Raw genomic sequence first — 24,457 nt, 5'->3', positions numbered from 1 at the left:
CGGCCCGCAAAGTCCCCTTGATCAACTCGCCCCGGAGTCGGGTTTGGCGGTACCCCTGCCGGCGGCGACCGACAGGGGCTCGGCGGTGGTTTCGAGGGCCCGCCTGGTCCGGGCCCGGTTGCGGGTCGCGACCCCGACGAAGAGGCAGTCGATCACGGTGAGCTGGGCCAGTCGGCTGGCCATCGCACCGGTCCGGTACGTCGTCTCGCGAGCCGCCGTGGCCAGGACGAAATCGGCGACCGTACCGATCGGGGCACGGGGATGGTTGGTCAGCGCCACCGTGGTCGCGCCCCGCGCCCGCGCCCGCGCCAGCACCCCGATCGCCTCGACGGTACGGCCGGTGTGCGAGATGGCGACCGCCACGTCACCCTTGCCGAGCAGTGCGGCCGAGGTCAGAGCCGTGTGCCCGTCCGGGAAACAGAAGGCGACCCGGCCGATCCGGTGAAGTTTCCGCTGGAAGTCGGCGGCGACCAGACCGCTCGCCCCGGCGCCGTAGATCTCGATCCGGGCGGCGGTGTGGATCGCCGCGACGACCCGCTCGCAGACGGCCGGGTCGAGTTGCTCGGCGGTCTCCGCCACCGCCCGCGCATCGTGGAAGCCGATGGTCGCGATGATCTGGGCCAGGTCGGCACCGGGCGGGATGTCGCCGCCGGCCACCCGGGCGTCCGGCGGATCGATCCGGCTCGCCGCCTCGGCGGCGAGCCGGATCCGTAGCTGTGGATAGCCGGTCAGTCCGACCGAACGGCAGAACCGGACGACGGTGGCCTCGGACGTCTCGGCGGCGGCGGCGAGATCGGTGATGGTGCGGCGGGCGGCCTCGGCCGGATCGCTGAGGATGAACCGCGCCACCCGCAGTTGTGCCGGGGACAGCGACGGAAGCAGACCACTGATCTGGACGATCAGGCCGCGAGGCGCATGACCTGCGGAAATCTTCGCAATCTTCCCCACCTGCGAAAGTTACTCACGCCCCTGGAGAAGCGTCAACCACGCGGCGGGAACAGCCGGGCGGATACGGCCGAACCGGTGGGCGCGCCGCGCCGTCAGGCGATCCGGGTCGACCATTCCCGCAACACCTTCGCCTCGTCGGCGGGTTCCAGCCCGCCCCGCCGTACGTCATCCGGGTGGGTCCGCAGCCACTCCAGGGTCCTGGCCGCGGTTTCCGCGATCGGCCGGGTACGCAGTCCGGCGGCGAGTGAGGCGGTCACGTCCCTACTCAGGAATCCCGCGTATTCGGGCAGCGGAAGCCAGAGCGGCAGGGCCCGCTCACCCGACCATTCCCGGACGTCCCGCTCGACCAGGAAATCCTGCTCGACCCAGGTCAGGTCCGGGTCGGGGCGGCCCACTCCGGCGGCCACCTCGGCCAGGAACCCGGCCCGGGGCAGCGGCGCACCCATGCCGTCGAAGATGCCGGTCAGCCCGGTCTCGGCGGCGTACAGGAGCCACTGGGCGAGGTCCTCGACGTCGACGAGCTGGACCACCTCGTCCGGCGCGCCCGGGGCCAGCACCTCGCCGCCCCGGTCCAGCCGGGCGACCCAGTACGGGAAGCGGTCGCTCGGGTCCTCCGGCCCGACGATCAGGCCGGCCCGGCAGACGAACGACCGCGCCGCTCCGATCGTGTCGAGCACCGCCTGCTCGCAGGAGACCTTGCACGGGCCGTAGTACTCGGCGTGCTCGCCCACCGGGTTGTCCACCTCGACCGGGGCGGGTGCCACGATCTCCGCCGTCGCGGCCCGCTGACCGGGGGTGCTGTTGTCGGCGTAGACCGAGCAGGTGGAGACGTACGACCAGTGGCCGACCCGGTCGGCGAGCGCGGCGACCGCGTGCCGGGCGTGGCTCGGACGCCGGGTCACGTCGACCACCGCGTCGAACCGCTCACCGTCCAGAGCGGACAGCCCGGCCGGGTCGTCGCGGTCCGCCCGGACGAACCGGACGCCGGGCACCGGCTCACCCGAGACGCCTCGGGCGGCGCAGGTGACGTCGTGTCCGGCCGCCGCCGCGAGTCGGGCCACCGCGCGGCCGAGGAACATGGTGCCACCGAGTACGAGTAGACGCATGCGACCGATCCTGCTGCCCGGCGGGCGGGTACGGCCACCCCCGTCTGCCGACAGCAGAAGGCTTACGCCGACAGCGCAGCCACCCGACGGCGGCTGACCATGCCGGTCAGCCGCCGGGACGGGCGGCCACGGGCGTCAGGCGCCGGGACGGGCGGCCCGACTCAGCACGGCGGGTGGTGGCAGGGGCGGTGACGGTGGCGGTTCGGGCAGCCGGGCCGGCGGCGCCGGTGGCGGTTCCGGCGACAGCCATGGCCGCAGGTACACCGCGATCTGGGCGGTCACCTCGTCCGGCGACCGGTTCGCGTCGATCACCACGAAGGTGCCGTACTCGGGTAGGGACCGGTACGCGGCGTCGGCCGCGATCAGGTACTCCATGCTCTCGTGGTCGGTGCCCCGCAACTCGATCCTCCGGTACGCCTCGACCGGGTCGACCACGAGCAGGAAGGTGACCTCGGGCTCGGGGAAGATGCGGTAACCGAGCCGGGCCAGCCGTGCCGCACGCGGGGTTCCGTGGTGCACCCGGATGCTGGCGTACTGGTCGAAGGAGTAGCGGTCCATGACCGCGAGCCGGCGGCGGACGGCGGACCGGACCAGCGCGCGGGCGATGGCCAGCCACCGGAGTATCGACTCGGCGAGCAGCAGCCCGCTGTCACCGAGCAGTCGTCGGGCGTCGCGGCGGCCGAGCCGGTGGGCGGCCCGGCCGAACCACCGCCGGCCACCGGCGTTGCGTGAGTAGGTGGTCCGTACTCCGGCGCGCTCGAGTGCGGCGGCGAGTCGGTGCGCCTGGGTCGTCTTGCCCGAACCATCGATGCCGACAAGTGCGACGACGCGGAGTCGCCCCCTGCCGACCGTTTCAACGTGCCGATCCTGCGCAGATGGGGCCACGCTCAGCAACGGTACCGGGCGCTCGCACCCCTCGATGATTTTCGTGATCGTTTGAGGTGAATTTCCGGAAAATCGCCGTCGGGTTTAGGCGACAATGAGGCAATTGGCAGCGGGGTGGATTCCCGGCCGAAATCCCACCCGAGGTGTGAACGCGCAGGGTGCCGGGTACCGACAAATCTGCACCCAACCGACCAGATGCCCGCCATCGACCACCACGGGAGACGATATGGATCACCGCGGGGACGAGGGTCTGCTGCACACCCTCAAGCGGGTCGCCGCCGTCCTCAAACAGTCCGAGATTCCCTTCGCGCTGGGCGGAAGCTTCGCCGTGTACGCACACGGCGGCCACTCCAGCGACCATGACGTCGACTTCCTGCTTCGTGAGCAGGACGCCGAACGCGCCCTCGAAGCCCTGGTGGCAGAGGGTTTCGTCGCCGAACGCCCGCCGGAGGACTGGCTGGTCAAGGTGTACGACGACGGCCGGCTCGTCGACCTGATCCACCGCCCGATCGAAACCCCGGTCACCGACGAGACGCTGCTCGACACCGTGGTCCGCCCGGTCGACGCGATCCACATGCCGGTGCTCACCGCCACCCGGCTGATGGTGCACAAGCTGCTCAGCTTCTCCCAGCACTACTGCGACTTCGCCCGCGGACTGCCGCTGGCCCGTTCCCTGCGTGAACAGATCGACTGGGACCGGGTCCGTGCGGAGACGGGGCACTCGCCGTACGCGGAGGCGTTCCTGATCCTGCTGCACCGGCTGGACGTCGTACCGGACGCGACCGCCGAGGCGGATGCCCGGACCGAGGCCGCTCGGGTGGAGTCCGGCCGGACCGAGGCCGCTCGGACGGAAGCCGAACGGACCGAGAAGGAGGTGCTGGCATGACCGAACCCGACCGGGTCGCCGTCGAGCGATCCGACGACTATCTGGAAGCGGCCGTACAGCGACTGTTGACCGAGAACACCGACATCGCCGAACAGGGCATCACCGTGGACCGCCGCGACGGTTCGCTGGTGCTGTACGGCGAGGTCGAGAGCCAGCAACGCCGGGCCGAGATCCTGCGCCGGGTGGCCGACGCGTACCCCGACCTGCCGTTGAAGGTCGACATCGGACTGATTCGCACCCAGGCCCCGACCGAGGTGGAGGAGCTGCCGTGAGGGAGACGACATGGTGATCCGGATCGCCGCCGTGGGCGACGTACACCTCGACGAGGACGTGGTCGGACGGTTCCGCCCGGCCCTCGACCAGATCAGCGAGTACGCCGACGTGCTCCTGCTCGCCGGGGACCTGACCCGGCACGGTTCGGAGTCCGAGGCGCGCTGCGTGGCCACCGAGTTCGGCGGGCTGGACGTGCCGGTGGTGTCCGTGCTGGGCAACCACGACCATCACTGTGACCAGGTCCCGGCCGTGGTCCGGGTGCTGGAGGACGCGGGCATCACCGTGCTGGAGGGGACCGGGGTGGTGCTGAAGTGCGGGGAGCACCGGCTCGGCATCGCCGGGGCGAAGGGCTTCGGCGGCGGGTTCGCCGGCCGGTGCGCCAGCGAGTTCGGTGAGCCCGAGATGAAGGCGTTCATCCGTACCACCACCACGGTCGCGGACCGGCTCGGCACCGCCCTGCGGGAGCTGGACGCCGACGTACGGGTGGCGCTGACCCACTACGCCCCGGTGCCGGACACCCTCGCCGGTGAGCCGCTGGAGATCTACCCGTTCCTCGGCTCGTACCTGCTCGGCGAGGCCATCGACTCGGCGCCGACGGCGCTGGCCATCCACGGCCACGCCCACCACGGCACCGAGCGCGGCACCACCCCCGGAGGGGTACGCGTACGCAACGTGGCACACCCTGTGATCAAGCAGGCCTACAGTGTGTTCCACCTCGCAGAGCAGTCGGAACGAGAGAAGGTTTCCGCGGAATTCGGGTCGGGTACTGACCGGTCATGGACCTGATTCTTTGGATTCTCGCAGTCGTACTGGTCGTCTCGGGCGTGCTCGCACTGTTCCGGCGGCAGCTCCTCTGGGGCATCGTCCTCATCATCATCGGGCTGCTGGTGGGCCCGGGCGGGGTCAGCATCTTCAATTAACCGCCTGATCCACCATCCCCTATCCCCTATCCCCCGTCCCTCCTCCCGATCCACCCTCCCTCCTCGTTCCATCCCCTCGGAACCTCGGTTCCCTTCGACCCGCCGGGGTCGTCGTACCGGGTCTTCGTCCTCCCCGACGGAAGGCCCGGAGCGACGGCCCCGGCGTCTTGCGTGCTTCCCCCCGGCGGCGGTCTCCGGCGCCGTCCGCCCATTGAGCCCGAGCAATGGGTGAATGTTCACATTTGTCGATTCCCGCATGTGACAAGATCCACTATGTGGGACGGGGCCCGATCGCCCGGCCTCGTGTGGGAGCGAGCCCAGGTCAACGATCAGGTTTCCGAATCGTTACGGGCTCGTGCCGCTCCAGGGCTGGACGGCCCCTCCTGCAAGCGCTTACATGTGGGGACGCCCATCGGGGCCGGCGCGGATCCCCCGGGGGTCTCCCCATGCGCCGGCGAAGGAAGGAGGACGGCATGGCGGTCTTCACCAGACCACGCCAGGCCCTCGTGATCGCCAGCGCGCTGGCGCTGACCTTCAGCGCCACCGCCTGCTCTTCAAGCGACAGCGACAGCAACAGCAACGCGGACTCCCCGGAGTGCGCCGCCTACGAGGCATACCAGGGCAGCGACGGCGAGCAGGTCAGCATCTACGCGTCCATCCGGGACGCGGAGGCCGACATCCTGCAGGACTCGTGGAAGCAGTTCGAGGACTGCACCGGGATCGAGATCGACTACGAGGGCAGCGGCGAGTTCGAGGCCCAGTTGCAGGTACGGGTGGACGGCGGCAACGCCCCCGACATCACCTTCATCCCGCAGCCCGGCCTGCTCAACCGCTTCGCCGAGGCCGGCAAGCTCAAGCCCGCCTCGGCCGAGACCAAGGCGATGGCCGAGAAGAACTACCCGGCGGACTGGCTGAAGTACTCCACGGTCAAGGGCACCTTCTACGGGGCGCCGCTCGGCTCCAACGTGAAGTCCTTCGTCTGGTACTCGCCGAAGACCTTCAAGGAGAAGGGCTGGACGGTCCCGACCACCTGGGCCGAACTGCTCACCCTGAGCGACAAGATCGCCGCCACCGGTGAGAAGCCGTGGTGTGCCGGGATCGAGTCCGGTGACGCCACCGGATGGCCGGCGACCGACTGGATCGAAGACCTGATGCTGCGTACGGTCACCCCCGAGGTCTACGACCAGTGGACGACCCACGGCATCCCGTTCAACGACCCGCAGGTCGTCTCCGCGCTCAACGAAGCCGGCAAGATCCTGAAGAACCCGAAGTACGTCAACGGCGGGTACGGCGACGTCAAGAGCATCGCGGCCACCTCCTTCCAGGAGGCCGGACTGCCGATCCTCCAGGGCAAGTGCGCCCTGCACCGGCAGGCGTCGTTCTACGCCAACAACTGGCCGCAGGGCACCCGGGTGGCCGAGGACGGCGACGTCTACGCCTTCTACTTCCCGGCCGTCGACCCGGCCAAGGGCAAGCCGGTGCTGGGTGGCGGCGAGTTCTCCGTCGCCTTCGCCGACCGTCCCGAGGTGCAGAAGGTGCAGACCTACCTCGCCTCGCCGGAGTACGCCAACGCCCGGGCCAAGCTCGGCAACAACGTCTCCGCCAACAAGGGCCTGGACATCAACAACGTCCCGAACCCGATCGACAAGCTCTCCGTACAGATCCTCCAGGACCCGAACACCGTCTTCCGGTTCGACGGCTCGGACCTGATGCCGGCCGCCGTCGGCGCGGGCACGTTCTGGAAGGGCATGATCGAGTGGATCAACGGTAAGGACACCGCCGCAACGCTCTCGCAGATCGAGAGCACCTGGCCGAAATGAGCTCCACCGGTGGTCCGGCCCGATGACGTCGGGCCGGGCCACCGGTCCGTAGACGGCCCCGGGGAGGGCGGATGAACTTCGACTTCGCGGACGAGACACCGAAGCTCGTCATGCTGTTGTACGGGCTGGTGGCCTTCGTCGTCGTGGTCGGCGGCCTGCTGCTCCTGCTCGATGTCGTACCCAACTGGTTCGCCCGCCGGCGCGAGGCCCGGCTGGTCGCGGTCTCCGCCGGTGGCGGTGCCGTGGCCGGCGGCGGTGGCCCGGCCCCCCGGGTACGCCGGCCCAAACGCGCCGAAGGACTCTTCGGCCTCTTCTTCCTGCTACCGACCGTGCTGCTGCTCCTCATCGGCCTGGTCATCCCGGCCATCCGTACGCTGGTGCTCTCCTTCATGGACGGCGGCAGCGACACCTGGGTCGGCCTGCAGAACTACGGCTGGCTGTTCAGCCAGGACGAGATCATCCGGGTGCTGGTCAACACCCTGATCTGGGTGATCCTGGTCCCGCTGCTGGCCACCACCACCGGCCTGCTCTACGCCGTGATGGTGGACAAGGCCCGGTTCGAGGCGGTCGCCAAGTCACTGATCTTCCTGCCGATGGCGATCTCGTTCGTCGGCGCCGGCATCATCTGGCGCTTCGTCTACGCCTACCGGGGCGAGGGCGAAACCCAGATCGGCCTGCTCAACCAGATAGTGGTGTGGCTCGGCGGAGTCCCCCGGCAGTGGTTGCAGGAACCGCCGCTGAACACCCTCCTGCTGATCGTGATCCTGATCTGGATCCAGGCTGGCTTCGCCATGGTGGTCCTATCCGCCGCGATCAAGGCGATCCCCGGCGACATCGTCGAGGCGGCCCGGCTGGACGGGGTCACCCCCTGGCAGATGTTCTGGCAGGTCACCCTGCCCAGCATCCGGCCGGCGCTGATCGTGGTCGTGGTGACCATCTCGATCGGGACGCTCAAGGTCTTCGACATCGTCCGGACCGCGACGAACGGCAACTTCGACACCAACGTGATCGCCAGCGAGATGTACAACCAGGCGTTCCGCTACGGCGAGACCGGACAGGGCTCCGCCCTCGCGGTCTTCCTCTTCGTCCTGGTGATCCCGATCGTGATCTACCAGATCCGCAACCTGCGCAAGCAGCGGGAGGTATGACATGACCACCGCCGTTCCCGTACGCGTCGACACCGCCATCGGCACGGACCGTCCGGCCACCGTCGGCGGCCGGGTGCGCAAGCGGCTCAACAGCCGGACCGCGACCGTGGTCTCCATCGTCATCGCGGTGGTCTGGACGCTGCCCACCTTCGGTCTGTTCATCTCCTCGTTCCGTCCCGAGGACGCGATCAAGACCACCGGCTGGTGGACCTTCTTCAGCAACCCGCAGCTCACGCTGGAGAACTACCAGCAGGTGCTGTTCGGTCGGTCGTCCTCCTCGGGGCAGCTCGCCAGCTACTTCACCAACTCGATCGTGATCACGATCCCGTCGGTGCTGTTCCCGCTGGCCTTCGCGGCGCTGGCCGCGTACGCGCTCGCCTGGATCAACTTCAAGGGCCGGGACTGGATCTACATCGGCATCTTCGCGTTGCAGATCGTGCCGTTGCAGATGGCGCTGGTGCCGCTGCTCAGCTTCTTCTCCCAGGGCGTCAACGTCGGCGGCATCACGCTCATGCCCGCCTGGGACCTCGCCGACGAGCAGCGGTTCATCCAGGTCTGGTTCGCGCACACCTGCTTCGCCCTGCCGCTGGCCGTCTTCCTGCTGCACAACTTCGTCTCACAGCTCCCCCGGGACCTGATGGAGGCGGCCCGCGTCGACGGCGCGACCCACCCGAAGATCTTCCGGACGATCGTGCTGCCGCTGATCACCCCGGCGCTGGCCGCGTTCGGCATCTTCCAGTTCCTCTGGGTCTGGAACGACCTCCTGGTCGCGCTGATCTTCGCCGGGGGCGGGGACGAGACCGCACCGATGACCGTACGGCTGGCCGAGATGGCCGGCACCCGGGGCGGCGAGTGGCAACGGCTCACCTCCGGCGCGTTCATCTCGATCGTCGTACCACTGATCGTCTTCCTCTCCCTCCAGCGATATTTCGTACGTGGCCTGCTCGCCGGCAGCGTCAAGGGCTGAGGCCGGAGGCGCCCGACGATGGTGGGGGCCGCGACCGGCGGCCTGATTGAGCGGAGCACGTAACACCGTGACCAAGATCGACGACGTCGCACGGCTGGCGCGGGTGTCCACCGCCACGGTCTCCCGCGCCCTGCGCGGGCTGCCGACGGTGTCGGAGTCCACCCGCGCCCGCGTGCTGGCCGCCGCCGAACAACTCGGCTACACCGCCTCGCCCAGCGCCTCCCGGCTGGCCGGTGGCCGGACCGGCTCGATCGCGGTGGTGGTCCCCCAGGTCACCCGCTGGTTCTTCGGCACCGTGGTCGACGCGGCCGAGGAGACGCTGCGCGAAGCCGGGTACGACCTCCTGCTCTACAACCTCGGTGACCGCGAGCAGAACCGTCGGCGTCTGTTCCAGACCACCAAACTGCAGAAACGGGTCGACGCGTTGATGCTGGTCGCCACCCCGCTGGGCGCCGCCGACCTGGCCGTCATCGCCCAGTTGCGCATGCCCGGCGTCACGGTCAGCTCCGGCGCCGCCGTACCCGGATGGCCCAGCGTCCGGATCGACGACGTCAGCGCGGCGCGGACCGCGACCGCCCACCTGGTCTCGCTCGGCCACCGGCGGATCGCCCACCTGGCCGGGGACGCCTCCGCGGAACTCTCCTTCACCACCCACCTCGACCGGCGGCGGGGTTACCACGAGGCGCTGCACGCCGCCGGCCTGGTCCCCGACCCGCGACTCGACGTCGAGGACGAGTTCACCGTGGACGGCGGCAGCCGGGCCACCACCGAACTGCTCAGCCGGGGCGAGACGCCGACCGCGATCTTCGCGGCCTGCGACGAGATGGCGATGGGCGCGATGTCCACCCTCCGCTCGGCCGGGCTCCGGGTGCCACAGGACGTGAGCGTGATCGGCCTCGACGACCACGACCTCGCCGCCGTCGTCGGGCTGACCACGGTCGCCCAACCCGCCGCCACCCACGGCCGGCTCGCCGCCGGGCTGCTCCTCGCCCCGCTCGAAGGCCGCCCCCGGCCGACCGAGACGGCCTCGGTCATCCTGCCCACCGCCCTGGTCGTCCGCGAGTCCACCGGCCCACCACGGACCGAGTGACACCGTCCGCGAGTCGTCCCGGCCGGCCCACGGGCGAACCGGGCGCAACACCGGCAGACTGGACCCGGCAGCATCCGCACCACCACCGGACCACGCCGGCCACCGGCCGGCTGCCCGAGTTCCACCGTGCCCGACACCCATGGGAGTACGCCCTGAACAGCCAGCAGACTCCGCCGTCGACCACCGAGTCGTCACCGACCGCACCGGTCGACACCGACCAGCCGGAACCCACCCAGTGGTGGCGGGAGGCGGTCATCTACCAGATCTACCCGCGCTCGTTCGCCGACCTGGACGGCGACGGCATCGGTGACCTGCCCGGCATCACCGCCCGCCTCGACCACCTGGTCGAACTCGGCGCCGACGCGGTCTGGCTCTCCCCGTTCTACCCGTCGCCGCAGGCCGACGCGGGTTACGACGTGGCCGACTACCGCAATGTCGACCCGCTGTTCGGCGGCCTCCCGGACGCCGACGCCCTGATCGGGAAGGCGCACTCGCTTGGCCTGCGGGTGATCGTCGACCTGGTGCCGAACCACACCTCGTCCGCCCACCCGTGGTTCGGCGCGGCCCTGGCCGCCGCCCCCGGCAGCGCGGAGCGCCAGCGCTACATCTTCCGGGACGGCCGGGGTACGTCCGGCGACGAGCCGCCGAACGACTGGCAGAGCGTCTTCGGCGGACCGGCCTGGACCCGTACGAAGGACGCCGACGGTCAGCCCGGCCAGTGGTACCTGCACCTGTTCGACCCCGGCCAGCCCGACCTGAACTGGGACCGGCCCGAGGTACGCGCCGAGTTCCTCGACATCCTGCGGTTCTGGCTCGACCGGGGCGTCGACGGCTTCCGGGTCGACGTCGCCCACGGGCTGATCAAGCAGGCCGATCTCGCCGACTGGAGCTACCCGCTCGAACCGCTCTCCGGCGAGGGCACCGACCGTCCCCGCCCGCCGATGTGGGACCAGGACGGGGTGCACGACATCTACCGGGACTGGCGGCAGGTGCTGAACAGCTATCCGGGTGAGCGGATCCTGGTCGCCGAGGCGTGGGTGCAGCCCGCGGAGCGGCTGGCCGCGTACGTCCGCCCGGACGAGATGCACCAGGCGTTCAACTTCGAGTACCTGGAGGCGGCCTGGACCGCACCCGCCCAGTACGCGGTCATCACCCGCTCACTGGAGGCGAGTGCGGCGGTCAACGCCCCCACCACCTGGGTGCTCTCCAACCACGACGTGATCCGGCACGCGACCCGGCTCGGGCTCCCGGTCGGCCAGACCCGGCCGAACGGGATCGGCGCCGACGACCCACAGCCGGACGCCGTACTCGGGTTGCGTCGGGCCCGTGCGGCGACCCTGCTGATGCTGGCTCTGCCCGGCTCGGCGTACCTGTTCCAGGGTGAGGAACTGGGCCTGCCCGAGCACACCACGATGCCGGACGAGGCCCGCCAGGACCCGACCTGGGAGCGCAGCGGACACGCCCACAAGGGTCGGGACGGCTGCCGGGTGCCGATCCCGTGGGAGTCCGACGCCCCGTCGTACGGCTTCGGCCCCACCGACCGGAGCTGGCTGCCGCAGCCGGCCCTCTACGCCGAGTACGCCCTCGACCTGCAACGCGGCGTGGCCGGGTCGACGTACGAGCTGTACCGGACCGCCCTGCGACTGCGCCGCGAACTGGCCCTCGGCCGAGGCACCGTCTACTGGCTCACCAGCCCCGACGACGTCATCCACTTCCGCAACGGCAACCTCTCGGTCCTGACCAACTTCGGCCCCGACCCGGCGCCGCTGCCCGAGGGCGCCACCGTGCTCCAATCCACCGAACCCCTCAACCCCGACAACCACGTCCCCACCGACGTAACCGTCTGGTTCCACCCCTGACCCCTCCCCGCCCTCCCGCCCTCCTCTCCGTGCGTTGATCTTGCAGTTGTGGTTGCTCGGATAAGCCCCGAATCGGGATGAGCTGGGCGCCACAACTGCAAGATCGGCGCGGTCAGGGGTGGGGGGCCGCGTCGTCGGCGCGGGACTGGAGGAGGGTGTGGACGTTCTTGATGTCCTTGGGGGAGGTGCGGGAGGCGAGCCAGTACATGATTCCGGTGGGAATGAAGAAGAGCTGGAAGGCGGCCAGGCCGACGGCGAAGTTCAGCGGGGGCGGGAACGCCGCCCGCAGCCCCTGGAAGGCGATCCCGACCAGGCCGTTGCCGGCGGCCCGGCCGACCCCGTTGACCAGGTTGCCGAGGCTGTAGACGGTGCCCCGGTGCTCGGGCGGGTTCACGTCGGCGATCAGCGCGAACCAGTTCGGCGAGTTCGCCGAGGTCAGGGCGAGCGCGAGGAGCGCGGTGAGCAGACTGAAGCCGACCGTCGGTTCGGTGAACACACTGCCCACCACGGAGCTGATGACCGTACCGGCGCCGGCGCCGTCGGGGACGTCGATCCGGATCGGCACGAAGAACAGGACCAGGTAGAACGGCACGGCCGCGAGAATGCCGACGGCCGCGACCAACGCCCGGCCCCTGGGCGTACGCCGCTGCAGTGCGTCGCCGACGAGTCCACCGACGATGGAGAGCACCCCGCCGAGTTGGAACAGGGTGGCGAAGACGCTCCCGATGATGATCGCGGTCGAGCTGGAGAAACCCTGGTCCTGCGCCCGTTCCTGGAACAGGACCGGCAGCCAGACCAGTGAGCCGAAGGCCGCCTGCGCGGTCAGCCCCTGGAGGATCAGCCACCGGTTGGTCCGCCGGTTCAGGATTCTCGGCAGGTCGGCCCGGCTGATCCGGTAGTCGTACTCGTGCCCGGTGGCGAGCGCCTGCGCGAGTTCCGGCTCGCTCTGCCCCCGCTGGATGTCGTACGTGAACAGGTACAAAACCGTGGCGACCAGCCCGGCAACGCTCAGTACGAGAAACGGCAGCCGCCAGTCGGTCGAGCCGAGGATGCCGCCGAGCAGGGTCCCGGCGAGGGTGCCGATACCCTGCGACAGTCCCCAGAAGCTCATCACCAGTCCCCGGCGGCGGGGCGAGATGAGGTCGGTGACCACCGAGAACCCGACCGAGCCGACGGCACCGAGACCGATCGCGGCCACCGCCTGGGCGAGGAAGAACGCGGGGTACCCCCCGGCGGCGCCGAAGAAGTCCGGGTAGTTGCCGGCGGCGGCACTGCCGGCAGTACCGACCGCCCACAGCAGGGTGCCGATCATCAGCAGCGGTTTGCGGTTGGTCCGATCACCGAAGTACGCCCAGCCGACCGCCGCTATCGCGCTGACCAGGAAACTGATCGCGGTGACCAGCCCGATCGCCGAGGTGTTGACGCCGAGGGTGGAGCTGATCGGCGCGTACAGCGGTGGCACCAGGCCGATGGCGACGTTGTCCAGCGAGGCGAGCACGACAAAAACCAGCACGCTGTAGAACCGGTGTCCGGGGCCACCGCCCCGGGCCACCCTGCCTCCACCACCGGTCTTGGTCATCTCCGACACCCGAACAGCATGCGGCAACGACCCCGGATAGGGCCGCATCCGGGCCCGGTGGGGAATCACGGGGCGGATTTGGGCAGCTCTGGGGAGTCATGGGTTCACGTTGAGTCGTCCCCATCTCTAGGCTTGATGGCTGGCCAGCGCAGCTCGATCCAGGGATTGGACGGCAGATGGACGTATCGGTTCAGGCATTCGTCGTACGGGAGATCCGCCGGGCGCGGATGTTGGTCGAGGAGACCCAGGAGTAGTTCGGCAGGAGGTGCAACTTCTCCCCGTCCCACGTCAGTGCGGTCGAGAACGGCACCCGCCCACCGACGATTGAATACATCCGCGCGGTCGACCGGGGACTCAGGAACGGCGGCCTGTTCGAGCGGCTCTGGGTCGAACTGGGTGACCTGGACCTCATACCGCCGTGGGTCCGTGAACGGACCGAGATGTTGCGCGAGGCGACCATGTTGCGCTGGTACGAGCACGGCTGGGTGCCCGGCCTGCTGCAGACCGAGGCGTATGTCCGTGCGGTCTACGCCTGCAACGATCGGATCAGCACGGAGGAGGCGGAACGGCGGGTCGTGCGCCGACTGGAGCAGCAGCGGGTTCTGGATGGTGAAAACCTGTCCCTGCTGGTCGCGACGCTGGACGAGTCGGTGTTGCGCCGACCGATCGGCGGCCCGAAGGTGATGCGCGAACAGGTGTTGCACCTGGCCAATCTGGCCGCCGAACATCCCCGGGTCCGGCTCCATGTGGTCCCGTCGAGTGCCGGTGCCTACGCGGGACTCGACGGGCCTTTCATCATCGCCCGCGTGACCGGCGGCGAGGAGGTCGTCTACCTGGACAATCAGTTGCTGGGCCAGGTGGTGGCCCGCGAGACCGATATCGCCGAGGTGCGCGACGTCTGGGAGGCGATACTTGGTGAGGCGCTGGCGCCCCAGCAGTCGATCGACAAGCTCATGGAGGTCGCGGAGACATGGATCTGACCGGTGCACGGTGGCGGACCAGCACGCGCAGCGGTGCGAACAACGGCGCCTGTGTGGAGGTGGCGGACAACCTGCCCGGCCGGGTGCTGGTACGGGACACAAAGGACCGGGACGGCGGCACCCTCACCTTCACGCCCGCCACTTGGCGCACCTTCGTATCCGGCCTCCGCCACCCCTGACCCGTACCACCGGGCAAGATCCGAGATCTTGGAATCGCGACGTCGTCGCCACGACGATTCCGTACCAAGATCTCAGATCTTTGATTGAAGACTCCTTCGGGAAAGCAGCAGCCGTCCCCTGTCCGGCGTTGTCATCGGCATGAGGGATAGGCATTTAGATGAACGCTGAGCTCGAACGGGAGTTCACCGACTTCGTCGAGACGCGCTCACACTCGCTGTTCCGCACCGCGCTCGCCCTCACCGGGCACCGCCAACAGGCCGAGGACCTGCTCCAGACGGTGCTGGCCAGGGGCGTACGGCACTGGGGGCGGATCCGTACCGGCAATCCCGAGGCGTACCTGCGTACCGCGCTCTACCGCGAGCAGACGAGCTGGTGGCGCAGCGTACGGCGGCGGCGCGAGGTGAGCATCGAACGGGTGCCGGAGGTCCGGGCACCGGGGGACGACAGTGCCACGGTCGACCTTCATCTGACGCTCAGACGGGCGCTGGCGCGACTCGCCCCGAAACACCGGGCGGTGCTGGTGCTGCGTTACTTCGAGGACCGCCCGGACAGCGAGATCGCGCTGATCCTGAGCTGCACCGAATCGACGGTACGCAGCCAGCACGCCCGTGCCCTCGCCCGGCTGCGTGTGCTCTGCCCCGACCTCGACCTCCTCGGTACGAAGGAGAGGACAAGCCGATGAATCCGTACCTCACCGGAGCGCTCCGGAACACGTTCGAGGAGTTGGCCGAGACGGCTTCCCCGCCGGCCGGGCTGGCCTCGTCCGTGCTGCTCACCGCCCGACGGCAACGGGTCGCCCGACGGGTGGCAGGTGGCGGGGTGGCCACCGGCGTCTGCGCCGCCCTGGTCGGGGTGGTCGCTGCGGTCGCCCCGACCAGCGGTACGACCACCCCGCCCGACAGCACCGGACCGGTCGCCGGCACCACGCTGAAGCCGCACGTGGTCACGGCGTACAGCGGCATCCGGGACGTGACGATCGCGGATTCGAGTCCACGGTTCTGGCACTCACTCCTGCTCGACCCGAAGACCGGCCGGTACGAACGGGTGCCCTACCGGTACGTCATGCCGTCACCGGACGGCTCCCGCGTGGTGGTCGGCGCGGGCGACGGCAGTACGGCCCACCCGGGGCGGGTGGGCGTGATGGACCGGGCCAGCGGGAACGTACGGTGGATCGACGACCTCGGCGGTGCCGGCGCGGCCGGCTCGCGGTATCCGGGCGACGGCCGGTGGTCGCCGGACGGGCAGCGGATCCTCTTCACCCAGTTACCGCGACCGGGCGAACCCGGCTTCGCGCTGGTCGACCCGGAAACGCTGAAAACCACCTTCGTGCCGCTGCCCGGACTCGCGTCCCTGGACCGCCCGCCGAGTCTGGAATGGACGCCGGATGGCAACAACGTCGCCCTGGCGCTGACCCTGGTCGCCGAGGGGGGCAGGGCGACGGTGACGAGCATCCGCTTCTACGACCTGACCGGCGCGCTGGTGCGCGACGTCAGCACCGGTCCCGGAGTCGTCGCCCTACCGCCCGATTTCTCCCCCGACGGCAACAGCATGGCCCTCCTGATGGGACCGGGGGGCGCCGGTTCCGGCTCCATCGTCATCGCCGACCCGACCACCGGGGCGGTACGGCACACGCTGACGACGCCCCGTTTCAACGCGATGATCGGCTGGTACGACACCGAGCACCTGCTGCTGAACCGGTCGAACGTCAGGCGGCTTCCGTCAACGGGCCCGTCCGCCGCCACCAGCACACCAGTTGCCGAAGTGAATCACGAACTGATCGTGGTCGACCTGACCGGACGAGTGGTGAATTCGATACCGACCATCACCGGCGAACGCCCCGCACAACAGTTCATCGGCCCCTCCAACGCCCTCCCCCCCACCACCACAGCAACCACCTTCTGACCCTCTGCCGTTGATCATGAAGTTAGCGCGCCCAGCAGAGATCAAACCTGCGCTAACTTCATGATCAACGAGGTGAGCCGGGGGTGGTTAGGCGGGGGCGGGGCGGTTGGTGAAGAGGTCGCGGGCGGTGGTGTATTGGTCGCGGATGTGGGGGGCGGGAGGGGCGTCGTACTGCTCGGTGGTGGTGGCGGCCCAGGGGGGTGGGGCTTCGCCGCCGAGGGCTACCCAGGCGGCCTGGCGGGCGGCGCCGTCGGCTACGTACTCGCCGGGGGCGGGGACCAGGACCGGGCAGCCGAACACCTCGGGAGCGATCCGGCGTACCGCCTCGGAGCGGGCACCGCCGCCGACCAGGATCACCCGGTTGACCGTGGCACCCTGGGCGACCATCGCGTCCAGGCCGTCCGCGAGGCCGCAGAGCAGGCCCTCGACCGCCGCCCGCGCCAGGTGGGCGGGGGTGGACGTACGCAGGGTCAGGCCGTGCACCGCGCCGGTTGCCAGGGGGCGGTTGGGGGTCCGCTCGCCCTCCAGGTACGGCACCATGACCAGCCCGTCCGCGCCCGAGGGCGCTGAGAGGGCCAGCCGGGCCAGTTCGTCGAGGTCGACGCCGAGCATCTTCGCCGCCGCGTCCAGCACCCGCGCCGCGTTGAGCGTGGCGACCAGGGGCAGGAAACGGCCGGTGGCGTCGGCGAAACCGGCCACCGCGCCGGAGCTGTCCTGCGAGGGTGTCTCGGCCACGCTGAACACGGTGCCCGAGGTGCCGATGGAGACGATCACGTCACCGGGCAGCGCGCCGACGCCGAGCGCCGCGGCGGCGTTGTCGCCGGTGCCGGGGCCGAGCGGGGCGCCGTTGGGCAGTTCGCCGGCCCGACCGGTCGGGCCGAGCACGACCGGGAGCACCGGTCGCCGGCCGAACGCCTGTTCCAGCAGGTCGAGCCGGTACTCGCCGGTGCGCGGCGACCAGTAACCGGTGCCGCTCGCGTCGCCCCGGTCGGTACGCAGGGCGTCCAGCCCGGTGGCACCGGCCAGCCGCCAGGTGAGCCAGTCGTGCGGCAGGCAGACCGCCGCCGTACGTTCCGCCGACGCCGGCTCGTTGCGGGCCAGCCAGCGGAGCTTGGTCACGGTGAAGCTGGCCACCGGTACGCTGCCGACCGCCTCGGCCCAGGCGTGCCGACCGGCCACCAGGGCACCGACCCGGTCGCCACCGGAGCCGCCGTCACCGGCCCCGCCGAGTTCCTCGATCAGGTCGACCGCCGCACCGGCCGAACGGGTGTCGTTCCAGAGCAGGGCGGGGCGGACGACCCCGCCCTGCTCGTCGAGACAGACCATGCCGTGCTGCTGGCCGGCGACCGAGGCGGCAGCCACGTCCGCCAGGCCGCCGGCCTGCGCCACGGCATCCTGCAACGCATCCCACCACGCCTGCGGATCCACCTCGGTGCCGGCCGGATGGGCGGCCCGTCCGGAGCGGACGAGTTCGCCGGTCTCCGCGTCGCGGATCATCACCTTGCACGACTGGGTCGACGAGTCGACCCCGGCGACGAGCGCCATGTCCGGCCTCCGTGGCTGGCTGAGGGTTGGTGGGTGGTCTAGCGGGCAGGGGTACGGATAGGAAGGGGCGTACGGATCAACGAGCGCCGAGCAGGTGCTCGACCGCGAGCTGGTTCAGGCGCACGAAACCGAAGCCGCGCGCCGACACCTCGGCCACGTCGAGGTCCTCGAACGCGGTCCGGTCGGCGATCAGGTCGGCGTACGTCTCGCCGGCACCGACGGTCGGGGTGGACAGCTCGTCGACCTTGCTGGCGGCGAGGGCGGCCTGCACCTCCGGGTCGGCCCGGAACGCCGCCGCCCGCTCCTTGAGCAGGAGATAGGTGCGCATGTTGGCGGCGGCCGACGCCCAGACCCCGTCGAAGTTCTCGGTCCGGGACGGCTTGTAGTCGAAGTGCCTCGGCCCCTCGTACGCCGGGGCGCCCTGCGGGCCACCGAACTCGAGCAGGTCGACCAGGGCGAACGAGTTCATCAGGTCACCGTGACCGAAGACCAGGTCCTGGTCGTACTTGATGCCGCGCTGGCCGTTGAGGTCGAGGTGGAACAGCTTGCCGGCCCAGAGCGCCTGCGCGATGCCGTGCGCGTAGTTGAGGCCGGCCATCTGCTCGTGCCCGGTCTCCGGGTTGAGGCCGACCAGCTCCGGGTGCTCCAGCTCGTTGATGAAGGCCAGGGCGTGGCCGACGGTCGGGAGCAGGATGTCGCCCCGGGGCTCGTTCGGCTTCGGCTCGATCGCGAACTTGATGTCGTAGCCCTTGTCGATCACGTACTGGGAGAGCAGGTTGACCGCCTCGCGGTAGCGGTCCAGGGCCGCCCGGATGTCCTTGGCGACGTCGTACTCCGAGCCCTCCCGGCCGCCCCACATCACGAAGGTCTTGGCACCCAGCTCGGCGGCGAGGTCGACGTTGCGCAGGACCTTGCGCAGGGCGAACCGGCGTACGTCGCGGTCGTTGCTGGTGAACCCGCCGTCCTTGAAGATCGGGTGGGTGAACAGGTTGGTGGTGACCATCGGCACCACCAGGCCGGTCTCGTCCAGCGCCTTGCGGAAGCGGCTGATGTGGTGCTCGCGCTTGGCGTCGTCGGAGCCGAACGGGATCAGGTCGTCGTCGTGGAAGGTGATGCCGTACGCACCGAGCTCGGAGAGCTTGTGCACGGCCTCCACCGCGTCCAGCGGGGCGCGGGTGGCGTCACCGAACGGGTCGCGGGCCTCCCAGCCCACGGTCCAGAGTCCGAACGAGAACTTGTCGGCGCGAGTGGGTTGGGCAGCCATCGATGACCTCCACGTAACATCTTTGATTTGTTTACCCGTTGAATTATTTGACCGGCCTGTGGCATTGTCAAGACGTGACGCAACCCGGCAACGGCCAGGTGGGTACGGCGGGCACGGCCGTACGCCAGGCGAGCCTGCGTGAGCACAACCTGGCCCTGCTGCTGCGGCACATCGCCGACGCGCCCCGTCCACCCTCGCGCGCCGATCTCGCCACCGCCACCGGACTCACCCGGGCCACCGTCTCCGCCCTGGTCGACGACCTGATCGGCGGGCACCTGCTGACCGAGGTCGACCCGGCTCCCCGTACCGGTGCCGGCCGACCCGCCCTCGGCCTGGTGCTGGCCACCGACGGGCCGGCCGGACTCGGCCTGGAGATCAACGTCGACTACCTGGCCGCCTGCGTGGTCGACCTGACCGGAGCCGTCCGGCACCGGGCGGTCCGCCGGGTCGACCTGCGCCCGATTTCGCCCGCCGAGGTGCTCAACGACCTCGGTGACCTCGCCGCCACCGCCCGCGCCGAGGCCGCTCGCCAGCGCCTGACCCTCGCCGGGACCGCGCTGGCCGTACCGGGGCTGGTCACCGAGTCCGGCGTGGTACGGCTGGCGCCGAACCTGGGTTGGCGCGACGTCGACCTGGTCGGCGGGCTCAACACGCACCCGGCGCTGGCCGGTCACCGGCTGTCCGTACCCGGTCAACCGGGCGCGGTCATCCCGGCGCCGACCCGGCCGGCGGCCCGGATCCCCGGCCCCGCCAACCCGCGTCGGCGGGCCGGCAACGGTGGTTGGTTGACCATCGACAACGAGGCGAACCTGGCCGCTCTCGGCGAGCTGCACGCGGGGCCACCCGGCCCGGCAACCTTCCTGTACGTCTCCGGCGAGATCGGCATCGGGGCCGGAATCGTGCTGCACGGCACCCTGTTCCGGGGGGCCAGGGGCTGGAGCGGTGAACTCGGCCACCTGCCGGTCCACCCGACCGGCCGTCCCTGCCGCTGCGGCTCCCGTGGCTGCCTGGAGCAGTACGCCGGCCAGGAGGCGATCCTGACCGGTGCCGGGCTCGCCGGCCGGGGGCTGCCCGCCGACGCGGCGATCGCCCGGCTGGCCGAGCTGGCCGGCACCGGCGACCCGGCGGCGCTCGCCGCGCTGACCGAGGCGGCCACCGCGCTCGGTGTGGCTATCGCCGGGGTGATCAACCTGCTGGATCTGGACACCGTCGTGCTCGGCGGGATCTACGCCCCACTGGCCCAGTGGCTCCGCCCACCCCTGGAAATCGAGATCCGCACCCGGGTCCTCACCGCCGCCTGGTCCCCCGTCTCCATACGCCCGTCCCTCCTCACCCGCGACGCCGCCGTCCTAGGCGCCGCCGGCTCCATAGTCCGCACCGTCCTCGCCAACCCCGCCCCCTGGCTGACCCCGTAAAGCCCGTTGATCATGAAGTTAGCGACGTCCAACGAGCCGGATCGCGTCGCTAACTTCATGATCAACGGGAAGATCGGGGGTGGGGTGGGGGGTTGGGGGGGTTAGTAGGCGCCTCGGCTGTTTATTACGGCGCCGAAGGTTTTCCAGAGGATGGTTAGGTCGGCGGCTAGGGACCAGTTTTCTACGTAGTAGAGGTCCAGGCGGATGCCGTCTTCCCAGGTTAGGTCGGAGCGGCCGCTGACCTGCCAGAGGCCGGTCATGCCGGGCTTGACCAGCAGGCGGCGGGCCACGTCGCCGTCGTAGCGGGCCACCTCGGAGGGGAGCGGCGGGCGCGGGCCCACGAGGCTCATGTGACCGAACAGAACGTTCGCGAGCTGCGGCAACTCGTCCAGCGACCACTTGCGCAGGAACTTGCCCACCCGGGTCACCCGGGGGTCGTCGCGCATCTTGAACATCAGGCCGTCGGTCTCGTTCCGGGCGGTCAACTCGGCCAGCAGGGCATCCGCGTTGGTCACCATGGTGCGGAACTTGTAGACACCGAACTCCCGGCCGCCCTGGCCGACCCGGATCTGCCGGAAGATCACCGGCCCCCGGCTGTCCAGCTTGATCGCCAGCGCCAGCACGGCCAGGATCGGCAGGGCCACGGTGAGCGCCGCGAAGGCCGCCGCCCGGTCCACGAAACCCTTCACGACCTTGCGGGCGCCCCGGAACTCGGGTGCCTCCACGTGGATCAGCGGCAGCCCGGCCACGGGTGTGGTGTGGATGCGCGGGCCGGCCACGTCGGTCAGCGCCGGTGCCAGGACCAGGTCGATCCCGGTCCCCTCGAGCTGCCAGCCGAGGCGACGCAGCCGGGTGGCGGTGAGTTCGCTGGACGCGGTCACCGCGACCGTGTCGGCACCGACCGCGACCGCGGCGTCCGCGACCCCGCGCAACGACCCGACCACCGGTACGTCACCCAACCGCTGCGGCACCGGAGCCAGCAGGGCGTCCGGGATGCAGGCACCGACCACCTGGTAACCGGCGTGCGGCTCCCGACGCAGCGTGTGCACCAACTCCAGGACGTGCGGGGTGTCTCCGACCACCAGCACCTGCCTGGCCCACCCGACCCCACGGGCGCGGGCCCGGTGCAGTCGTTTGCGGGCGGCGAACCGGGCGACCACCAGGCCGACCGTGCCGACCGCGAAGGAGATGCCGAGGAAACCCCGGGACACTCCCACGTCGGCGATGTAGCCGGCGATCGCGATCCCGCCGGCCAGCCTCAGGCTCGCCGCGGTGACCCGCCGGTACTCGTCCGCGCCGTACCCCAGCACCCGGTCGTCGTACGCGCGCATGCCGCGTAGCGAGAGCAACCAGATCAGCACCAGCGCGGGGGCGATGATCAGGTACGAGATGTCGGAGCCCCGTGGATCGTCCCCCCCGAACCGGCCGAAGTATCCGACCAGTACGGCGACCCCGAGGGTGATGGTGTCGAAGACGAGGGTGGTTCGGAGGTAAGCCCGATGCCTTGACCTGGTCGTGACAGCGGACGCCTCCGGTGGCAGTTCCGGAGGCAGAGTCTCGGAGCTAAGCAGTGTTGCCGACGTCACCCGGCCCTCCCCAGCACTTACGGAGAATCCCGGTTCAACCGCCGATCCTCCCCATCGGACCGACGGTGCCGGGACACCTCGAACATCTTCACCTACGGATCCGATTACGGAGAGCTTCGGACAGATTACTGTCACTTCCCGTGGGGCCGGGCACCCGCCGGGCGTACCCTAACCCCCGAAGCGCGCGATCCGCGTCGGTGAATCGTCCGATGTCCGGCCGTACGGTGGATGTTTCGCCGGATGGCCGGCCGGTGTTCAGCCGGCCGGCCATGGGGGTTCAGGTCAGCGGGGCGCCGGCCGCAGCGCGATCGCCTGCAGGAAGATGTCGCCGATCTTCGCCGGGTCCTCGGTCACGAAGACGCCGCCACCGGTCACCTTGGTGATCGCGTCCAGTTCCCCGCGGTTGACCCCGTTGCCGATACCGATGATCACGACCTGGATCGGTCGTTCCGGGTCGGCCGCCGCCTTCAGGTCGGCCAGCAGCTTCGCCTGGGTGATGCCGTTGTCGTCCTCGTTCTTGCCGTCGGTCAGCATCACCACCGAGTTGACCCGACCCGGCTCCCACCCGTCCTGGACCGCCTTGTACGCCGCGAGCACGGTGTCGTACAGCCCGGTGTCGCCGAGCTTCTTCGGCTGGATGCCCGCGAGCGCCGACTTGAGCTGTCCACGCTGGCTGGTCAGCGGACCGATCGGCACCAGTTCCCGGTAGTCCCGGGCACCGACCAGCTCGGTGGAGAAGATCCACAGACCGACCGCCCACGACTCGTCGAAGAGGTCGAGACCGCCCTGCGCGGCGGCCAGGGTGACCTGTGCGCGGGTGGCGTTGTTGGCGGTCGGCACCACCTCGAGCATCGAGCCGGACACGTCGATGACGGCGAGCATCCGGGACGGCAGGGTGATCGCGGTCCAGGTGGAGAGGGCGCGGGTGACGGCGGCGGGATCGGGTCCGCCGGCTGCCGTACCGCCCTCGGCCGGTGAACCGGTGGCCACGGGCGTACCGGCCGGGCTGGGGGCGCCCTGCGGTGCGCTGAACCCCTCACCCCAGGTGCCGTCCGGTCCGCGCAGGTTCTGCTTGGCGAGCCGGTCCTTGAAGCTGGCCTCGGTGAGCACCTTGAACAGGCCCTCGGCCGCGGCGACCCGCGCCGGGTCGATGCCGGGCATGACCGCGAACGGGTAGTCCAGTGACAGCGGCGTCGGTTCCACGTAGACCGCGGCGAGCGGGATCGCCGGCTGCTTCGCGTTGTACTCCATGACGTCCTCCTCCGACAGCGCGGCGGCGCTGAGCGCGGAGGCGATCGTCGCCGGGTCGGTGGCCCTCGGGAACTTGGCCAGCAGGTCCTGCCGCACCGCGGACCGGCCGGCCGCCAGCGCCCGCAACGCCGAGGTGGTGGCCTGCTGGGCCTGCGCGCCACCGGCCGCGCCGGCGGCGGCACCGAGCGCGAGCAGCCCGGACAGGCCGGCGGCGTCGCGGGTCGGCTCGACGATCCCGGTACGGAGTTTGGTGCCGGTGGTGACCTGCTTGAGCAGGTCGGTCCAGGTGATCTTCTTCTCCGGCCAGCCCGCCGAGGCGGCCACCGGTTGCGGCATCGCGACCACCACCGGGCTGCGGCCGATCGGCGCGTTGTTGGTCGGCGCGAAACCGGCCGCCTCCTTGCTCAACCGCAGCAGCCAGGTGCTGGAGTCCGGAATCCACACGTCCGGTGCGACCGCGGTGCCGGGCGCCTGGCCCACACCGGACAGCGACACCCCGTGCTTCCCGGCGAGGATGGCGGCCACGTCGGCCGGATCGCTGGCGGTTACCGCGACCTCGACGCAGACCCCCTCGGCCGCGGCGCCGTTCTCCGCCCACTGGGCGGCGGCGGCCTCGACGGCCGGTTCGATCTCGGGAGCGGCGTCGACGTTCAGACGCAGTTGTCCGGTGCAAGCCGGCTCGGCCAACTGCCGATAGCCGAACCACGCTCCCACCACGACAAGGACAAGCGCCATCGCCGCTGCGATGGCGCCTGCTCCACGAATACTGTTACGCATGCGATGGCGGCCCGACACGGTGACCATCTTGCGTAACGACTCCGCATAATGCCACCTACGTTCGGTCGAAAGTTAC

General features: G+C 70.3%; 22 protein-coding genes and 1 pseudogene. 14 read left to right on the top strand and 9 right to left on the bottom strand.

Annotation, left to right across the window (positions count from 1 at the left end):
* Positions 1-21: 21 nt before the first annotated feature.
* The 3 genes from OIE47_RS19735 to OIE47_RS19725 form a co-directional block, all read right to left on the bottom strand.
* Positions 22-948, bottom strand: coding sequence for a MurR/RpiR family transcriptional regulator (locus OIE47_RS19735; protein ID WP_326556025.1), 927 nt, complete (start codon positions 946-948; stop codon positions 22-24).
* A 92-nt stretch (positions 949-1,040) separates the two neighbouring features.
* Positions 1,041-2,054, bottom strand: a complete 1,014-nt coding sequence (locus OIE47_RS19730) for an NAD-dependent epimerase/dehydratase family protein (RefSeq protein WP_326556024.1) — start codon at positions 2,052-2,054, stop codon at positions 1,041-1,043.
* A gap of 135 nt (positions 2,055-2,189) precedes the next feature.
* Positions 2,190-2,939, bottom strand: coding sequence for a dTMP kinase (locus OIE47_RS19725; RefSeq protein WP_326556023.1), 750 nt, complete (start codon positions 2,937-2,939; stop codon positions 2,190-2,192).
* 226 nt (positions 2,940-3,165) lie between these two features.
* On the opposite strand from OIE47_RS19725, the pseudogene OIE47_RS19720 reads away from it, so the two are divergent.
* The 9 genes and pseudogenes from OIE47_RS19720 to OIE47_RS19680 form a co-directional block, all read left to right on the top strand.
* Positions 3,166-3,723, top strand: a pseudogene (locus tag OIE47_RS19720) (nucleotidyltransferase family protein); the annotation flags it as partial.
* Between the two features lie 98 nt (positions 3,724-3,821).
* Positions 3,822-4,097 (top strand): hypothetical protein, encoded by a 276-nt coding sequence (locus OIE47_RS19715; RefSeq protein ID WP_326556022.1) that lies wholly within the window; start codon positions 3,822-3,824, stop codon positions 4,095-4,097.
* 10 nt (positions 4,098-4,107) lie between these two features.
* On the top strand, positions 4,108-4,884 hold the full coding sequence (locus OIE47_RS19710; protein ID WP_326556021.1) for a metallophosphoesterase family protein: 777 nt from the start codon (positions 4,108-4,110) through the stop codon (positions 4,882-4,884).
* Complete coding sequence (locus OIE47_RS19705) at positions 4,875-5,018, top strand: GPGG-motif small membrane protein (RefSeq protein WP_170208550.1); 144 nt, start codon at positions 4,875-4,877, stop codon at positions 5,016-5,018. Before OIE47_RS19710 ends, OIE47_RS19705 begins: the two co-directional genes overlap by 10 nt.
* A gap of 473 nt (positions 5,019-5,491) precedes the next feature.
* Positions 5,492-6,838, top strand: coding sequence for an ABC transporter substrate-binding protein (locus OIE47_RS19700; RefSeq protein ID WP_326556020.1), 1,347 nt, complete (start codon positions 5,492-5,494; stop codon positions 6,836-6,838).
* A 71-nt stretch (positions 6,839-6,909) separates the two neighbouring features.
* On the top strand, positions 6,910-7,986 hold the full coding sequence (locus tag OIE47_RS19695) for a carbohydrate ABC transporter permease (RefSeq protein WP_326556019.1): 1,077 nt from the start codon (positions 6,910-6,912) through the stop codon (positions 7,984-7,986).
* Between the two features lies 1 nt (position 7,987).
* On the top strand, positions 7,988-8,953 hold the full coding sequence (locus tag OIE47_RS19690; protein WP_326556018.1) for a carbohydrate ABC transporter permease: 966 nt from the start codon (positions 7,988-7,990) through the stop codon (positions 8,951-8,953).
* A gap of 67 nt (positions 8,954-9,020) precedes the next feature.
* Complete coding sequence (locus tag OIE47_RS19685; protein WP_326562947.1) at positions 9,021-10,043, top strand: LacI family DNA-binding transcriptional regulator; 1,023 nt, start codon at positions 9,021-9,023, stop codon at positions 10,041-10,043.
* 254 nt (positions 10,044-10,297) lie between these two features.
* Positions 10,298-11,902, top strand: a complete 1,605-nt coding sequence (locus tag OIE47_RS19680; RefSeq protein ID WP_326563163.1) for a glycoside hydrolase family 13 protein — start codon at positions 10,298-10,300, stop codon at positions 11,900-11,902.
* 112 nt (positions 11,903-12,014) lie between these two features.
* Here the strand turns inward: OIE47_RS19680 and OIE47_RS19675 are convergent, their stop codons facing one another.
* Complete coding sequence (locus OIE47_RS19675) at positions 12,015-13,481, bottom strand: MFS transporter (RefSeq protein WP_326562946.1); 1,467 nt, start codon at positions 13,479-13,481, stop codon at positions 12,015-12,017.
* Between the two features lie 190 nt (positions 13,482-13,671).
* A complete protein-coding gene (locus OIE47_RS19670; RefSeq protein ID WP_326562945.1) occupies positions 13,672-13,815 on the bottom strand; it encodes a hypothetical protein in 144 nt (47 codons plus the stop codon).
* A 106-nt stretch (positions 13,816-13,921) separates the two neighbouring features.
* On the opposite strand from OIE47_RS19670, the gene OIE47_RS19665 reads away from it, so the two are divergent.
* The 4 genes from OIE47_RS19665 to OIE47_RS19650 all read left to right on the top strand — a co-directional run bounded on the left by OIE47_RS19665 (position 13,922) and on the right by OIE47_RS19650 (position 16,543).
* Complete coding sequence (locus OIE47_RS19665; protein WP_326562944.1) at positions 13,922-14,461, top strand: DUF5753 domain-containing protein; 540 nt, start codon at positions 13,922-13,924, stop codon at positions 14,459-14,461.
* Positions 14,452-14,640, top strand: a complete 189-nt coding sequence (locus tag OIE47_RS19660) for a DUF397 domain-containing protein (RefSeq protein WP_326562943.1) — start codon at positions 14,452-14,454, stop codon at positions 14,638-14,640. The genes OIE47_RS19665 and OIE47_RS19660 overlap by 10 nt, the downstream gene beginning before the upstream one ends.
* A 158-nt stretch (positions 14,641-14,798) precedes the next feature.
* The gene (locus OIE47_RS19655; protein ID WP_326562942.1) at positions 14,799-15,323 is read left to right on the top strand and encodes a SigE family RNA polymerase sigma factor; all 525 of its coding nucleotides are present in this window, start codon (positions 14,799-14,801) and stop codon (positions 15,321-15,323) included.
* Positions 15,320-16,543, top strand: coding sequence for a TolB family protein (locus tag OIE47_RS19650; protein ID WP_326562941.1), 1,224 nt, complete (start codon positions 15,320-15,322; stop codon positions 16,541-16,543). Before OIE47_RS19655 ends, OIE47_RS19650 begins: the two co-directional genes overlap by 4 nt.
* 87 nt (positions 16,544-16,630) lie before the next feature.
* Here the strand turns inward: OIE47_RS19650 and xylB are convergent, their stop codons facing one another.
* Together xylB and xylA are read right to left on the bottom strand one after the other, a co-directional pair.
* Positions 16,631-18,088: a xylulokinase gene (gene xylB / locus OIE47_RS19645; protein WP_326562940.1), complete on the bottom strand. Its 1,458-nt coding sequence runs from the start codon at positions 18,086-18,088 to the stop codon at positions 16,631-16,633.
* 76 nt (positions 18,089-18,164) lie between these two features.
* Positions 18,165-19,352: a xylose isomerase gene (gene xylA / locus OIE47_RS19640; RefSeq protein WP_326562939.1), complete on the bottom strand. Its 1,188-nt coding sequence runs from the start codon at positions 19,350-19,352 to the stop codon at positions 18,165-18,167.
* Positions 19,353-19,426: 74 nt separating this feature from the next.
* On the opposite strand from xylA, the gene OIE47_RS19635 reads away from it, so the two are divergent.
* Positions 19,427-20,767 (top strand): ROK family transcriptional regulator, encoded by a 1,341-nt coding sequence (locus OIE47_RS19635; protein ID WP_326562938.1) that lies wholly within the window; start codon positions 19,427-19,429, stop codon positions 20,765-20,767.
* A gap of 101 nt (positions 20,768-20,868) precedes the next feature.
* Here OIE47_RS19635 and OIE47_RS19630 read toward each other — a convergent pair whose 3' ends face one another.
* Both OIE47_RS19630 and OIE47_RS19625 read right to left on the bottom strand, forming a co-directional pair.
* Positions 20,869-22,353: a sugar transferase gene (locus tag OIE47_RS19630; protein WP_442792120.1), complete on the bottom strand. Its 1,485-nt coding sequence runs from the start codon at positions 22,351-22,353 to the stop codon at positions 20,869-20,871.
* 282 nt (positions 22,354-22,635) lie between these two features.
* Complete coding sequence (locus tag OIE47_RS19625) at positions 22,636-24,339, bottom strand: VWA domain-containing protein (protein WP_442792119.1); 1,704 nt, start codon at positions 24,337-24,339, stop codon at positions 22,636-22,638.
* Positions 24,340-24,457: the final 118 nt, after the last annotated feature.

The sequence above is a fragment of the Micromonospora sp. NBC_01796 genome, assembly GCF_035917455.1.
Lineage (GTDB): Bacteria > Actinomycetota > Actinomycetes > Mycobacteriales > Micromonosporaceae > Micromonospora_G.
Note: the sequence above shows the minus strand (reverse complement) of the source record. Positions and strands in the feature narration are given on the sequence as shown.

Coding starts and splice junctions, on each gene's coding strand:
- OIE47_RS19730 (WP_326556024.1), bottom strand. CDS start 2,054: ATGCGTCTACTCGTACTCGGTGGCACCATGTTCCTCGGCCGCGCGGTG.
- OIE47_RS19690 (WP_326556018.1), top strand. CDS start 7,988: ATGACCACCGCCGTTCCCGTACGCGTCGACACCGCCATCGGCACGGAC.
- OIE47_RS19710 (WP_326556021.1), top strand. CDS start 4,108: ATGGTGATCCGGATCGCCGCCGTGGGCGACGTACACCTCGACGAGGAC.
- OIE47_RS19660 (WP_326562943.1), top strand. CDS start 14,452: ATGGATCTGACCGGTGCACGGTGGCGGACCAGCACGCGCAGCGGTGCG.
- OIE47_RS19695 (WP_326556019.1), top strand. CDS start 6,910: ATGAACTTCGACTTCGCGGACGAGACACCGAAGCTCGTCATGCTGTTG.
- OIE47_RS19670 (WP_326562945.1), bottom strand. CDS start 13,815: ATGTATTCAATCGTCGGTGGGCGGGTGCCGTTCTCGACCGCACTGACG.
- OIE47_RS19705 (WP_170208550.1), top strand. CDS start 4,875: ATGGACCTGATTCTTTGGATTCTCGCAGTCGTACTGGTCGTCTCGGGC.
- OIE47_RS19650 (WP_326562941.1), top strand. CDS start 15,320: ATGAATCCGTACCTCACCGGAGCGCTCCGGAACACGTTCGAGGAGTTG.
- OIE47_RS19625 (WP_442792119.1), bottom strand. CDS start 24,339: ATGGCGCTTGTCCTTGTCGTGGTGGGAGCGTGGTTCGGCTATCGGCAG.
- OIE47_RS19665 (WP_326562944.1), top strand. CDS start 13,922: ATGTTGCGCGAGGCGACCATGTTGCGCTGGTACGAGCACGGCTGGGTG.
- OIE47_RS19675 (WP_326562946.1), bottom strand. CDS start 13,481: ATGACCAAGACCGGTGGTGGAGGCAGGGTGGCCCGGGGCGGTGGCCCC.
- OIE47_RS19655 (WP_326562942.1), top strand. CDS start 14,799: ATGAACGCTGAGCTCGAACGGGAGTTCACCGACTTCGTCGAGACGCGC.
- OIE47_RS19715 (WP_326556022.1), top strand. CDS start 3,822: ATGACCGAACCCGACCGGGTCGCCGTCGAGCGATCCGACGACTATCTG.
- xylA (WP_326562939.1), bottom strand. CDS start 19,352: ATGGCTGCCCAACCCACTCGCGCCGACAAGTTCTCGTTCGGACTCTGG.
- xylB (WP_326562940.1), bottom strand. CDS start 18,088: ATGGCGCTCGTCGCCGGGGTCGACTCGTCGACCCAGTCGTGCAAGGTG.
- OIE47_RS19700 (WP_326556020.1), top strand. CDS start 5,492: ATGGCGGTCTTCACCAGACCACGCCAGGCCCTCGTGATCGCCAGCGCG.